General features: G+C 34.2%; 17 protein-coding genes. 15 read left to right on the forward strand and 2 right to left on the reverse strand.

Features of this window, described 5'->3' with window-relative positions; translation table 11 throughout:
* Positions 1 to 198: 198 nt before the first annotated feature.
* The 14 genes from ACFOWA_RS13170 to ACFOWA_RS13235 all read left to right on the forward strand — a co-directional run bounded on the left by ACFOWA_RS13170 (position 199) and on the right by ACFOWA_RS13235 (position 11,894).
* The gene (locus ACFOWA_RS13170) at positions 199 to 1,446 is read left to right on the forward strand and encodes a tyrosine-type recombinase/integrase (RefSeq protein WP_378985851.1); all 1,248 of its coding nucleotides are present in this window, start codon (positions 199 to 201) and stop codon (positions 1,444 to 1,446) included.
* Between the two features lie 2 nt (positions 1,447 to 1,448).
* Complete coding sequence (locus ACFOWA_RS13175; RefSeq protein WP_378985853.1) at positions 1,449 to 2,240, forward strand: hypothetical protein; 792 nt, start codon at positions 1,449 to 1,451, stop codon at positions 2,238 to 2,240.
* 108 nt (positions 2,241 to 2,348) lie between these two features.
* Positions 2,349 to 2,672 (forward strand): hypothetical protein, encoded by a 324-nt coding sequence (locus ACFOWA_RS13180; protein ID WP_378985855.1) that lies wholly within the window; start codon positions 2,349 to 2,351, stop codon positions 2,670 to 2,672.
* Positions 2,665 to 2,949 carry a hypothetical protein gene (locus ACFOWA_RS13185; protein WP_378985857.1) on the forward strand — a complete coding sequence of 95 codons (285 nt, stop codon included), beginning with the start codon at positions 2,665 to 2,667 and terminating at the stop codon, positions 2,947 to 2,949. The genes ACFOWA_RS13180 and ACFOWA_RS13185 overlap by 8 nt, the downstream gene beginning before the upstream one ends.
* Before the next feature lie 170 nt (positions 2,950 to 3,119).
* Complete coding sequence (locus tag ACFOWA_RS13190) at positions 3,120 to 3,836, forward strand: hypothetical protein (protein WP_378985859.1); 717 nt, start codon at positions 3,120 to 3,122, stop codon at positions 3,834 to 3,836.
* Positions 3,833 to 5,239 (forward strand): replicative DNA helicase, encoded by a 1,407-nt coding sequence (gene dnaB, locus ACFOWA_RS13195; RefSeq protein ID WP_378985861.1) that lies wholly within the window; start codon positions 3,833 to 3,835, stop codon positions 5,237 to 5,239. Before ACFOWA_RS13190 ends, dnaB begins: the two co-directional genes overlap by 4 nt.
* A gap of 6 nt (positions 5,240 to 5,245) precedes the next feature.
* Positions 5,246 to 5,389: a hypothetical protein gene (locus ACFOWA_RS13200; RefSeq protein ID WP_378985862.1), complete on the forward strand. Its 144-nt coding sequence runs from the start codon at positions 5,246 to 5,248 to the stop codon at positions 5,387 to 5,389.
* Position 5,390: 1 nt separating this feature from the next.
* A complete protein-coding gene (locus tag ACFOWA_RS13205; protein WP_378985864.1) occupies positions 5,391 to 5,711 on the forward strand; it encodes a hypothetical protein in 321 nt (106 codons plus the stop codon).
* 171 nt (positions 5,712 to 5,882) lie between these two features.
* Entirely contained in the window at positions 5,883 to 6,098 is a 216-nt protein-coding gene (locus ACFOWA_RS13210; protein ID WP_378985866.1) for a hypothetical protein, read from the forward strand.
* 2 nt (positions 6,099 to 6,100) lie between these two features.
* Positions 6,101 to 6,580, forward strand: a complete 480-nt coding sequence (locus tag ACFOWA_RS13215) for a hypothetical protein (RefSeq protein WP_378985868.1) — start codon at positions 6,101 to 6,103, stop codon at positions 6,578 to 6,580.
* Between the two features lies 1 nt (position 6,581).
* The gene (locus ACFOWA_RS13220; RefSeq protein WP_378985870.1) at positions 6,582 to 10,199 is read left to right on the forward strand and encodes a hypothetical protein; all 3,618 of its coding nucleotides are present in this window, start codon (positions 6,582 to 6,584) and stop codon (positions 10,197 to 10,199) included.
* 3 nt (positions 10,200 to 10,202) lie between these two features.
* On the forward strand, positions 10,203 to 10,970 hold the full coding sequence (locus ACFOWA_RS13225) for a hypothetical protein (RefSeq protein WP_378985872.1): 768 nt from the start codon (positions 10,203 to 10,205) through the stop codon (positions 10,968 to 10,970).
* Between the two features lie 5 nt (positions 10,971 to 10,975).
* Positions 10,976 to 11,509 carry a hypothetical protein gene (locus ACFOWA_RS13230; protein ID WP_378985874.1) on the forward strand — a complete coding sequence of 178 codons (534 nt, stop codon included), beginning with the start codon at positions 10,976 to 10,978 and terminating at the stop codon, positions 11,507 to 11,509.
* A 1-nt stretch (position 11,510) separates the two neighbouring features.
* Positions 11,511 to 11,894: a hypothetical protein gene (locus tag ACFOWA_RS13235; protein ID WP_378985876.1), complete on the forward strand. Its 384-nt coding sequence runs from the start codon at positions 11,511 to 11,513 to the stop codon at positions 11,892 to 11,894.
* A 38-nt stretch (positions 11,895 to 11,932) separates the two neighbouring features.
* On the opposite strand, the gene ACFOWA_RS13240 is transcribed toward ACFOWA_RS13235, so the two are convergent.
* Positions 11,933 to 12,115: a hypothetical protein gene (locus ACFOWA_RS13240; protein ID WP_378985878.1), complete on the reverse strand. Its 183-nt coding sequence runs from the start codon at positions 12,113 to 12,115 to the stop codon at positions 11,933 to 11,935.
* Between the two features lie 131 nt (positions 12,116 to 12,246).
* A complete protein-coding gene (locus tag ACFOWA_RS13245; protein ID WP_378985880.1) occupies positions 12,247 to 12,642 on the reverse strand; it encodes a hypothetical protein in 396 nt (131 codons plus the stop codon).
* Positions 12,643 to 12,993: 351 nt separating this feature from the next.
* On the opposite strand from ACFOWA_RS13245, the gene ACFOWA_RS13250 reads away from it, so the two are divergent.
* The gene (locus ACFOWA_RS13250) at positions 12,994 to 13,566 is read left to right on the forward strand and encodes a DUF4468 domain-containing protein (protein ID WP_378985882.1); all 573 of its coding nucleotides are present in this window, start codon (positions 12,994 to 12,996) and stop codon (positions 13,564 to 13,566) included.
* Positions 13,567 to 13,682: the final 116 nt, after the last annotated feature.

Here is a 13,682-nt window from a genome sequence, read left to right on the forward strand (position 1 = left end):
ACTTTGACATAAATAAATTTAAAACAAATGAATTTCCCATCAGAAGGGAAATCATAGGTATTTCTGAATAAGTTGAATCATTTTTAAAGCGCTAAAAGGCGCTTTTTTCATTTCATTTCGATAGGTTAGATATTTACGAAAATTTACTAATGTGTGCAAGTTGTTTGCAAATGTGTGTGCAAGTGTTTACCTTTAGTTATGGCAAATGCGAGCAAATTTCTAGATAAGAGGTTTAAACTGGCTGATGGAACTTACAAGGTTCGTATCAGGGTAACTCATGAAAGAAAATCAATTTACTTAAATACTGATTACTCGTTCGATGAAGATACCTACAACAAAAAAATTGTTGCTGGTAAAAACATGAATAATAATGAGGATTTACAAAGAGCTAAAAGGGAAATTGAAATTAAAGAGCAAAAAGCTAATGAGGTTATAAAGAACCTACCTAACTTCACGTTTCATGAATTTAAAATAAGATTTGACCAGAAAGGAGATCGTTCAGACTTAGTTAATCTGTTAAAAGAACATTCCATTTTATTAAAGAAGGAAGATAAGTTTTCGAACGCTAACATCTTTTCTTATGCGAGTGAACTCTTCAAGCAATACGCCAATTACAAATTTAAATCAGATGTTTTCAAAATAAGCCAGGTTACTCCAAATGAGCTTCGAGCATTTCAAACATGGGCTGAAAAGAAAATAGGTGATAAAAAAGCTTATAGCACAACTACAATTAGTATGTATTTGGTAAGGGTCAAGAAAGTACTCAATAACCTTATTGCATCAGGCGAACTAAACAAATCTTTATATCCTTTTGGTGATAAGCTATATCAAATTCCAGAATCTGTAAATGCAAAGCGGCCGCTTACCTTGGACGAAATTATGCTGCTTCATAACTATCAACCTGTTACCAAAGTTGAAGATTTCGCTAAATCGATGTTCATGTTCAGTTATCTATGTAGTGGTATGAACATGGCAGATGTTTTCAGGCTGAAGCATTCAAATTTTAGTGCTGATAGGATAACTTTCATAAGGCAGAAAACAAAAGGTAAAGGAAAGGTTAAAACACTTTCAATTAAATTAACAGATGAAATACGCGATATTGTAGAAAGGCATAAAATTCATTCGCTTAATTCTGATTATGTATTTAAAGTTTTCAATAATCAAATGAGTGAAGAGGATAAGCACAAAGCAAAAGACATAGCTATCGCCGCCATTAATCGCTCATTAAAAGAAATTGCTGTTAAAATTGGTATTACGAAATCCATATCCAGCTACTTTGCTAGACACAGTTACGCAACCATTCTTATGGAAAGTGGAGCCCCAACAATTTATATAAGTAAGAAACTCGGACATTCCAGTATGAGTACAACCGAAGCTTATTTAAGCCAATTCTCAAAAGAAAAAGAAGAACAATTTGAAGCTAATCTTTTAAAAAAAGTTGACTAATCATGAATCAAATTAAAACTATTACAGATTTACGTAACATAGTGAATGATGTTAATTGTTGGTCTGAATACTTTGATACTTATTTGTTATCAAAGGCAACGTTCATGAATGATGATCAATTAAGAATTGCGGATGAGTTTGTTCGAGATATTTTCCCGTTATTTCAAAAGTCATTTTGCAATTGCGATAGTGGCGAAGAAATTGATAATGTTTTAAAAGAATATTTTGAGACTGTAAAGGCATTTGTAAAAGATTGTTATGAGTTTGAAACCTTAAGCGGTTACAAGTGGCTTAGCGATAATTTGGACGGGAAAGCTTCAACTAAAGAACTGGTAATAAATAAACTCAGAAATCTTAAATCTTATTATATTTTCGAAAAGCATTTCAATAAGGAATTAGAGAGTGAATTTCTTCAAACCTCAATTGCCTTGTTCGAAAATATGAAAGACTGTTTGCCAAAACATATTACACAGGATGCAAAGAATACTACTATCAGAAAACATGAAGTTTTTCAGCATTTCGATGATGCCTTTCTGAATGAAGACAACAAAGAAACATTTTACAATGAACTTAAAGCATATGCGCCGGACGGCAAATCAATTTTTGAAAACAAAAGTGATTTTAAGTTAAAGAAAGGTGAAGGGATGCACCTTGCCAAAATTGTAAGGAGTTATCATGACAAAGGTTTTTTCAAAAAAATTAATCTAATAAAGCTCCGGCCCCTATTTGCGAAAAGATTCGAAATAATCATTTCTTACCAGGGTTTCAAAGAGGGTAAAGCCATTTCAATATAATAACTATACTAATTATACATCTTGCTTATATGTATAATTAGTATAGTTAAATAATTCGTTTACTGGCGTTTACGCTTTTACATTTGTTTTATAATTAAATATATGCAAATGGAAAGTTTAAGTTTCACCACAGCAATACCAAATAATCGGGTTGGAATTATTGAGTCTATTGACGCTCAAATGCAAGAACTTCGTTCTGAAGTAAATGAGTTAAGAAGCATGATTGCCAGCCCCCCAATAGCCTCATTACCTAAATATGTCGATATTAATGGTGCTGCGGAAATCACAAGCAAATCGCCAAATGCTTTGAGAATTCAGATTTCTTTAGGTAATCTCAAGTCGATTAAAAAGGGAACCCGGAATTACTTCGATAGGGAGTACTTAGAAAACTGGATTTCTGGCACCAATCTAAATAATAAATCTAATGGCTAAGGTTTTTCCCAGAACCTTACCAAAAAATAAAAATCAACCAACCATCACAAGCACTGAGAAGCTGCTCATACTTCAGGTTCTCAGTCTTACTAAATCACTTTGCCGACGTCAAATTCATAACCTGACCTTAATATCAGTGTCATCGCTTTGCCGTGCTTTAAAAGGCCTTGAGGATAAAGGTTTAATTAAGATTGAAAGCTTTCGAAAAGATTGTGTAACCGGCAGAAGTGTGTATTTCTATGCTTTGAATAAGAAAGGAGTTGACGATGAGCAATAGTTCAAATATTCAAACATATTCCGATTCATACATTCTTAAATCTCTAAAAAAGATGCAATTGTATTTCACTCAAGCAACTATAAACCAATTGGTAAAAAAATATGGAGTGGATGAATCTCATTTAAGAGCCTTAATTAAAACAGCTACAAACTCAAGCAACTGGATTTAAGATGAAGTTTAGAATTGATTACATCAGGCAGCTAAATGCTTTTAGAGATATAAAGCTTAATACACCGGGGCTAACATCGGGAATGATTGCGGTTTATCACTCCCTTTTAGAAATTAACAATCAATGGAACTGGAGCGAAGAGTTTGATGTGGATTTTGGTTACATATTAGCCTTATCGAAAGTTGATAAGACCACTTACTATAAAGCGCTAGAATTTTTTCTAGTAAATGGTTTGATTGATAGGTATACAAAAGGTGTAAATCATTATACAAAAGCGAAGGTAACGCTTACAGTACTAGGCGAAAAATCGATAGGTAACTCACCAACTGAATCGCCTTCTAAATCACTAGGTAACTCACTAAGTGAACAGGATGCAGAACATAATACTTTAAAAGAAACATTAAACAATAAACCAAAAAAAGAAACAAAGATAGATTTTGCAATTTTTTGGAATTTATACCCAACAAAAATTAGCAAGAAAAAAGCTAAAGAAAAATGGGATTCTCTTAAACAAGTTGACCAAACCAAAATAATTGAAATCCTGCCAGCATACGCCGTGTGGAAACAATTTCCCGGATGGAACCATCCTAACCCAACTACCTTTTTAAATCAGGAAAGATGGGATGATGATATATCTCAAAATACACTAAAGTCCGAAAACCCGCAACATCATGTGGCGCCCTTGCCTAAATCACTTCAAAAATTTGCAGTACAATGAAAAATGATAATATAAATTCTCAAGTTCTTACACCTCCTAATGCTTTAGATTTCGAAGACGTAATTATTGGAGCTCTTCTACTTGAGGAACAAGCAATGGTTGAAGCTGCTGACAAATTAAAACCTCAAATGTTTTATTCGGCCTCCAATAGATTGATTTACGAAGTAATGTTAAATCTTTTTAATGATGGAAATCCAATTGATATAATAACGGTTGTTAACGCTTTAAGAAAGGTTGGAAAAATTGACGAGGTCGGCGGCGCCTATCACATTACAAATTTAACCAATCGTGTTGCATCTTCAGCAAACATCGAGTATCACATTGCAATCATTTCCGAAAAATACTTGAAGCGTGAACTTATCAAAGCCTGTAGAGAAGCTGAAAGAGCATGCTATGATGAGGGTGAAGATGTTTTCGATGTTATTTCAAAGGTCGATCTGAAAAAAGATGAATTGTTAAGCGAGGTTATAACAAAACGAGAAATTACAAATGAAGAGCTTTTTAAAGAAAGCTTAATTCATTTTGAAACTAGCCGAAACAAAAAATCCGAAATAACCGGGATTGAATCTGGCTTTTCAGATTTAGACAGGATAACCGCCGGCTGGCAGAAAACAGACTTAATAATTATTGCGGCCCGCCCGGCGATGGGAAAAACGTCGTTTGTAATACAATGCGTTCTAAACGCCGCAAAAGATTTTAGTCGTAAAGTCGCTTTTTTCTCGTTGGAAATGAACAATAGGCAGTTGATGAATAAGCAAATCTCAATTACTACAGAGATACCTTTAGAAAATTTTAGAAAAAATAGATTAAGCGAATTTGATTTCCAGAAAATACATCGCAAAGCCGGCGAAATATCAAACTCAAAAATATTCTGGGATGATACTTCGGCAATATCAATAACAGAAATTAAGGCAAAAGCTAAAAAGTTACATAGGAGAGAAGGTATAGAGTTAATTGTAATTGATTACATGCAGCTAATTACCACACCCGCTAAATCAAGAAGCAATAATCGTGAACAAGAAATCGCCTTAATTTCAAGAAGCTTAAAAGCCCTCGCAAAAGATTTAGATTTACCAGTAATCGTTTTATCCCAATTATCAAGAAACGTTGAATCTAGGGCGAACAAGACGCCTCTATTATCTGACTTAAGGGAATCAGGCTCAATCGAGCAAGATGCTGACTTAGTATTATTTCTTCATCGACCAGAATATTATGGACAAACAGAATATCCCAATGGCATTTCCACGGCTGGAAAAGCTGAAGTGATTATTGCTAAGCATCGGAATGGTGCAACGGACGATATTATGCTAAACTGGATTGGTGAAACCACTTCATTCAAGGACCTTGATTATTTATCGATTAATGAGATTAATAATCAGCAGGAAGAAACTAAAATTTTTTAATAAACCATGAAAAAAACTAAAGAAGAAATCACAACTCGTACGATTTACCTGGCGGAAATTGCGGCGGTAAACAACAATCGATTTCTGACAGCTGCGGAAAAGGAATTGAAAATAAATGAATTGCAACAATTTTTAATTAAACAAAAATAACATGGCCAATCATTCAACAGAGCAACGCGAAAGGTATGAAGCATACCTGGAAGAAAATTTGAAAAATTATCCTGATGATTTAAAGCGGGTTCTTCGAAATAAGGTAATGTTTTCACATTTCGAAAACGATGCTGATTTTTTAAAAGTCGTTAAAGCGGCAACCGACATTCATGACAAGCAAGTTTCAGCTGATGAAATAAAGGATGGTATGGAAGAAATATCCTACGGCACGAACGCAAGTAAACAATTGAATACTCAGCTTAAATCGCAAAAGAAAGATGAAGACTTAACCGATGAAGTATTCAAGCTTCTTAAAATCTAAGATTGATTCATCGTTAAAGATTTGAAGCCCATCGATAATAATATGTTAAAGCATTTTATTTAATAATAACGGGCCTCATAACAATATTTTTTTTGTTGAGAGACCCGTTGTAGATTTTCTCAAATGCCACACTAAAAGGCCTTTTAGGATTAATAACACATTAATAAAATTATGGCAAACAAACATAAATTGAATCAGGAACCTGAGATAATTGATGCTATCAGGGTTTTAGCTGAACATTTTGCTTTCCAACCAATTGGAAGTAGAAGAGAAGAAATGCTTAAAACAATCATAATATCTGCCTATAGCTTAATAAAAGCCGACAAAACAGCTGATTTATTTAATGTTTTGATGCAAAAATTGAAGGTTTTAAACCAAAATAACTAAAAATGAAAGAAAACACAACAAAAACAATAAACGATTTGCCAGAAAATAATCTGCTCATGATGCTTATTCAAGACATTAGCGAAGGTGGACCTTTTACAGCTTACATGGCTTCAAAACCACCTATTATGGCGGTAAAGTTTAAGATAAAGAAACGCTCTATTACCGATAAAATACTATTTAGAAAAGTAAGAATTTTTAAAGTTGATGAAGTACTATGTTCCGTTGCTGAATTAGCTGCTGATTACGTAAAAATGATGGATGGCAAGAAAGATATTGATTTAATGCTAAACACCATTTCAGTTTTTCTCATTAATAGTCCACATGTAAGCGGCAAAGAAATTATAAAGCTTAAACAGTTTTTACATTGGAATTGTGATGTGCCTGAAATGATTGTTCTTTTCGACAGATTAATCCAGCATGCCGGGAGTTTCTTTTTATCAAATGAGTACGAAAAAATTAAACAAAAAAATAATTTAGGATAACATGAGTGTGAACATAGGTTATGGTAGTGATGGGGGCTCTTTAAGTTTCGAAGCTGAAATTGAAACTTCAAAATTCGATGCCGGCGTTAAAAAAATAGAATCAGGAATTGAGGCATTATCCAAAAAACAAAATGCTGCGGGAACTTCCATTGGTGAGAATATCGGTAAAAGCCTTAAAGATGTTAGTGCGCAAAACAAGGCTTTACTTGATAGTTACGCCAAAAATGCCAGAGAAGCTGAAGCGTTATGGAAAAACAAGCAGTCGGTTATGCAACCGGCTCCAATTGTAAACAACCTAAAAGAGGTTGCTCAAGATGTTTTAAAATTAAAGGGAGCTACTCAAGAAAACAATGCTGTTCAGGAAGTAGCAGGTGAAGTTTTAAGTGGAATTTCCTTGGAAACGTTTACGCTGGCTGGTGCAATATCCTTTGCAACCGGATTTTTAGTTTCTCACAAAAAAGAAATTTTAGAATGGGTTGTAGCTCTTTTCAAAGGTAATGATGCTACTGCTCAAGCTACAAAACTATTAAAAGAGCAGATTGCTATTCAATTGGCCTCAAGAGAAGCCAGGCTAAAAGGTTTACAAGCCGCTGCTCAAGAAAGCGTAGAAATGAAAACGCTTTATAAGGCTGCTTTGGATTTGAATATTCCTTTGAAGGAGCGTAACAAAATTATTGAGGAGTTGCAATCCAAATACCCTGACTACTTTAGTAGCTTTTCAAATGAAGAAATACTTGCAGGTAAAGCAGAAAAGGCTTACAATCTTTTAACAACAGCAATATTAGCGGCTGCAAAAGCAAGAGCAGCTCAAGATGCCATTGCCGAAAATCAGTCGAGAATTCTTGAAAATGATTTTACAAAAGCGGATTTAGCAACTGAAAGAGAGAAAGCCAGATTAGCAGTTAAAAAAGCTCAAGAAAACTTCAATAATGCTGATAAATATCGTGATAAAACAGCGTCATCACTTACCGGTGCAACTACTATATCTCAAGCGAGTTTAGCTGCTGGCGCAATATCAGGGGCGAAAAAGGATTTGGATGTAATTGATAAGAAAATAAGAGATATATCCACTGATAGTGACATCCTGAATAAAAAGAATGCTAAGCTAGCGAGTGACGTTCAAGACAATATTCGAAAAAACGGCGCTGTTGCAGTTTTAGGTATTAATAACAATAAACCAAAAGCTATTAAAGAAACTACTGACAAGACAATCAACGAAAGGAAAGCTCTTGTTTCTCGCATGAATGATATTGATGCCGAATACAGCCGTAAAAGCTTTACAAAAGATGAAGAAGAGGTTCAAGCTTTAAAAGACAAGTTTAGTAAATTCAGAAAGATTATAGAAGATTTTAATAAAGCAAATCCAAAGCAAGCAATAGGACTTGAGGGTTTGGGAGAAATTGAAACACGTGCAAATTCCGATTTAATTTACAGGCAAAATACTGAAAAACTCAAAATTTCATTGAATGAGCAGAAAGGTATCTATACCGACTTTGAAAAGGAGAAAACAATCATTGGTGAAGCTCAAGCAAAAGAACGCTTCAGCAACGAGATAAATACCCAAAAATCGTATTTAACAATCCTTCAAGATGAGCTTAGTAACCTAAATTCTAAAAATGAATTGTCAGGAGCTGAATTGGAACGAAAAAAGGCGATTGAAGATAATATTAAAGCGGAACTCAAAATAAGGAAAAATGCTAAAGATAAAGAATATGCTGAAGCTTATCTTTCGGCTGTTTCATACGGTGAAACTTTAGCGCGAATCGATATTGAATATAGTGCTAAGGCAAAGGCATTAGGTAAAGATTTAACCGATGAAAAGAAAAACGAATTATTGAGGCAAAAAAATGATGCAATTGAAATCGCCAACGATGAAGCCTATCAAAAAACTGAGATTTATAAAAGACTATCACAGGAAACGATTCTCTTAAGTCGAGAACAAATTAAGGAGCAAATAACAATACTTAAGGAACTTCTCAATTCTGAATCTATCCAGCCTAAAGTACGAAATCAATTGAATAGCCAACTTTCAGGGTTACAAAATAGATTAGGTTTAGGCAGCAGGCAGTCAAATGTAAATGCATTAAAAAAAGAGCAATCTGATATTGAAAAAGCAATTACATTGCCTCAAAGCCAAACCAAATTAAAAGAACTGCAGGATCGCTTAATTAAAGTTGGTGCTGAATTAAAAAAAATATCTGGTAATGCTAAAGGTGCGGATAAAGGTTTAAGTGGATTTATCAGCAAACTAAGCGATAATGAGTCATTAATAGATATTAGTAATTATGCTGCAGATGCCGCAGATGGATTGAACAGTATGTCAGCTGCTTTAGGAGGCAATGAAACCGCAGCCGGCTATGCCTTAGATACTATTGGACAGCTCGCCGGTGGTGTCGCTGATTTAGCAGCTGGTTTGGCATCTGGTGATCCTGCTAAAATGATTGGCGCTGCTATTAAGGCAATAGGAACTTTGTTTTCTATCGGAAAAAAGGTTAAAGAAATGAATGCTGCGGCCCGTAAGGAAGTTGCTGATTTTTATGCCAGTGCAATTAGTGGCGAAAGAGAGTATCAAGATTTATTAAAAGAACGTGCCTTACAAACCATTAGAGATAATAAAGTTGTTCTGGAAGGAATCCGTGCTGAAATCGACTTAAGAAAATCTCAAGTAGTCGATTACAATAAAGAAGTTAATGAGATTATGGCTAAACTTCAAGGACAAAACTATACTGCTAGCGAAAGCTACACGCATGGTACCTGGTTTAGAAAAGCTAGTGTAAATAAAACTTACAGCAGTCTTCAAGGGATGGACTTTTCTCAGCTTAGTTCACTACTAGCTCAAGGTAAACTTGAGGGTGATGCTAAAGCTTTAGTTGAGCGATTAAAAGAGCTTGAGCAAAAAGGTTATGATGCAACAGCTGCGGTTGCGGAATTAGCAAAGCAAACAGCCGAAATATTTACAGGTACAAGCTCCGATACTTTGACAGATAGTTTGTTAAATATGTTTAAAGAAGGTAAAACGGGGGCGCAGGATTTAGCCGACTTTTTTAAATCTACTATGAACGATGCTGCTTTAAGCATTTTTAAAAATAAAGTTCTTGCAGCCGGTATTGATAAATTTTACGAACAATTTTCAAAAAAGGCCCAAAGCGATGATGAGTTAACGAATACTGAAATTTTGGACTTACAAAGCCTTTTCAAAACTTTTACAGATGATGCTCAAAAGAAATTTGAAGAGTTTCAGAAAATTACTGGTCAAAGTTTAAATACCACTTTAACCAATTCTGCTTCCGCTGTTACCGGCACGATCACATCTGCTGGATTAACTGAAAACAGTGCCAATATCGCCATGGGTATATGGAGAGGCCAATATGACTTGACAAAAACATTAGTCAGGCTTTCAGGCGATAGCCTCACCCATACCATGGCAATTAGCAAAGGCGTGCTCGATTGCTATAATATGTCTGTAAATATTTTTACTACAGCATTGGAAATTCGGGATAACACATTTAGAACTGCAAACAACACCGATAACCTGTATTTAATCCTAAGTAAAATCGAGAAAAACACAAGTGGTGGCTCATCATACCAGAATCTTATAAACGGTGGAATAAAACCATAAGCTATGTTAGAACAATCTATTAATACAAATATATTTTCGAACGAGGAGAAGGAATCTCTTTCGACTGCAGGAGATATTTTGACCGAAAAACCTAGTTTAATTGAGGTCACAATAAAACCTAAAAACCTTGTTCAGCATTTTTTAATAACGATTAGGTGTATTACCAATAAACGAGTTTTTGTTTTACGACCTCTTTTAGTTGGCAACATGTTTAGAATAGCATCAAAAGTTGTTCTAATTCCATCAAATTTTCTGGAGCAGAATTTAACAACTGCTATAATGGTCGGGGCTAATCAACATTTATCTAAGCTCGTTTATTGCGTTGCTTGTGCGCTGCAAAACGATCATAGAGAGCCAACAAATAGACTAATAAAATTAATAGAAAATGAATTTACGCTTTCTGATTTGTGTCAAATATTTGATGGCATACTATTACAAATTAATACGAAGGATTTCATGGAAATCTATCATCTTGCTGAAAGGCCTAAATGTGATAAATGCACCGGAAGAGGCTGCATAAAGTGTAATCACACAGGTTTTGCAAAAGATGAGCCTAAAGACAAGGGAGATAATAGCCCTTGGAGAATGACTGGTTCATATCGTAAATATTTCAAGGTTAGCCAACAAGAATTATTGTGGCAGACAAGCTGGGCAAATTTCACACTTGATACAGCAAGCATACCCGTTTACGAAAAGAAATCTTCAGAGGATGATGATATAGTCAGTCCGGAGGATGAAGAAAGAGAATTAAGAGAATTATTAGAATCATAATAATTATGTTAAAACCAAGGTTTAATAGCAGCAAATTAAAAGCTGAAATACAAAAACGTGTTGGACAAATTAATTTGGCAATATTGACAAGACTTCAACTAGTCGGAGAAACGTTTGTAGCTAATGCTAGGTCAAAAGCTGCGGATATTTACTTCGTAGAGGTTAATGGAAGAAAGACTGCTAAACATAAATATGGACCAAGACCAAAACTTATAACGGAAAGTACACCTGGTTTTATTGATCATACTTCAAACTTAAGATCCTCTATCGCTTATATCATCTTAAAAAACGGCAAAACCATTCAAGAAAATTATGAGGTAAGCGGCACAGGCTCCAAGGGCGTTCAATCTGCTAAAGCGTTGATTCGAGAGATTAAAGCGAAGTTTAACACTGGTTATGTTTTGGTTGTAGTTGCCGGAATGAATTATGCTGCAGCTGTTGAAAGTAGGGGCTTTGATGTAATTACAGGCTCAAGTAAAATTGCTGAAGCAGAACTAAGAGCAGCATTAGAAAAAATAAAGAAAATTAACAAAAAATAAAATGAAAGATAATGTATTAAAGGTTAGCGTATGTATAAAGAGTGGTTATGTAATAAAACTTATCAGGTTTTTGAAAATTTCAAAGTGCACAAGAACTTTAAAATTAAGACCTCTTAATGTTGGCACGATTCATAAGGTTGCAAAATATCTAACTGAGGATGTAACATTGGCTGAGAATGAACGCATTTATTATATAATTGCTTATGCTGTTCAGAACAACAGCCGCGAACCATCAAAGCGGATTGTTAAATGGCTTCACAGGAATTTAGGCACAACCGAATGCAATAATATTCTTAGCGTTGTATATTCACAAATAAATCCACTGGCTGCATTAAAATCATTTATAATGATTAGAAGTCTTAACGTTTTGGATATGCGTAATTAGAAATAATGGGTGCAAATTATTACACCCATTATGTAATCCTATTTTTGTAATCTATTTTTAAGTTCAAGAATGAATTCGGGTTCAGAAATATTAAGAGCTTCAATTTTATCTTTGTGCTTATTTAAAGCAAGCCTAATATCTCTATCACGAAAAGCGCTTAAAAGCTTCTCATTTTCACTTTGCTTTGCAGCTTTGCCTTTATTTAAGTATGCTATTTGCATGATATTGGTTTTAAGAATTTGTAATTATTGAACTTAAATTTTCATAGATGGTTTCATTTTTTAGTAGTTCCTCAAGATAGAGTTTTTCTAAAATCTTAAGCCTGGCTTTAAGAAACTTGATTGTATTTTTATTATTTTTCATTTTCAGCGCCTCCAATGTAAAAGTAAAACTCGCTAACGTCCAATATTTCTTTCCATTCTGTTTTTTTTGTGATTTCGTTGTAAACAGGGTAATTTTCTAATACTTCAGCATATTGAACCTGAATCTCATCACGATTAAAAACATCTCTATCGATCGGCCAATTACCAGCGGTTCTGATTTCTGTCAGAGCTTTACCAGCAACTTGATTAATTGCCATCATCCAATAATCATCATTGATAAGGCTTTTCTTTTTTTTGAATTTCTCAAAGCCAGCATTGCCATCAATTATGCTTTGTCTTGTAACATGATATTGAGGCGATTTTTTTGCTCTTGCACAATACGGGTGAATGCAAGCATCGTTCCCTTTTGACTTAATTAAGCACATGATGAACCTCCTTTCAAATAAACTGTAAAGATTGGAATGCTTCTAGCTCTACCTAAAGACGGGAGCTGTTTTGTTTCGTTTTTAAAATTGTTGTTTCGCATAACATTTTATTAAAAAGTATTCCAGGTGCTGCGAAACAACAATTAACTCTATAAGAGAAAAGTATTAGATGCCGCTCGAACGGCTCACCTGGAATTATCGTATGAAAAAAAAGCTATTGAATCAAGGTTTCTCTATTAGATTAAAATTTTATTAATTATTGTTTCGCAATGCAATATGCATAGGATCTTTTCTTAATGCAAATAATCAATGATTTTTTTTAAGTTTGTTTTTCAACTTAACCATCTCATTATGAAATTATTTTACTCATTAGTTTTATTTCTTGCTTTATCAAATGCTGCGGTTGCTCAGGATAAGCAAACATTTTCATTAACAAGCAAAGGCTTTGTAAGTTCAACTGATACAACAAAAAACTATTTAGTTTATGAGCTACCAGGTAAAACACAAAATGAGCTTTATAAAAAATCTTTAATTTACCTATCCGGATTGTATGCTTCGCCAAAGGACGTTCTAAGCACTATTGAGAATGAAAGCATTACAGTAAATGCTATTGCGCCAAAAGCAATAAAAATGAAGGTGCTTTATTTGAATCCGAGCTGGGATGTGAATTATACCATTACTTTTCAATTTAAAGAAGGTAAGTTAAGAATCAGCGAACCTAACATAAATAAAATATCAACCTACACCGGTGATGTTTACAGAACCGCTTCTATATATCCTCAATCAGGTACCAACAATAAAGAGATATTTAATAAGAAAGGTATTTTAAAACAAGAAGATGGTAAGCAAAACCTTGAAACCTATATTAATGGATTTATTGAAAATTATATTAAAGGCACGTTTGCTAAGGGCGATAATTGGTAGGTATTAACACATTTGTCATCAGTTGGTTCTGTTAAATGATTATTTAAAGTTTGGGTACCTACCAGCACCAATTAGCAATTCTTGACATGGTCTGCAAGCCTCAAGTTCAGCTTTGG

The sequence above is a fragment of the Pedobacter lithocola genome (assembly GCF_042650845.1).
Classification (GTDB): Bacteria; Bacteroidota; Bacteroidia; order Sphingobacteriales; family Sphingobacteriaceae; genus Pedobacter; species Pedobacter lithocola.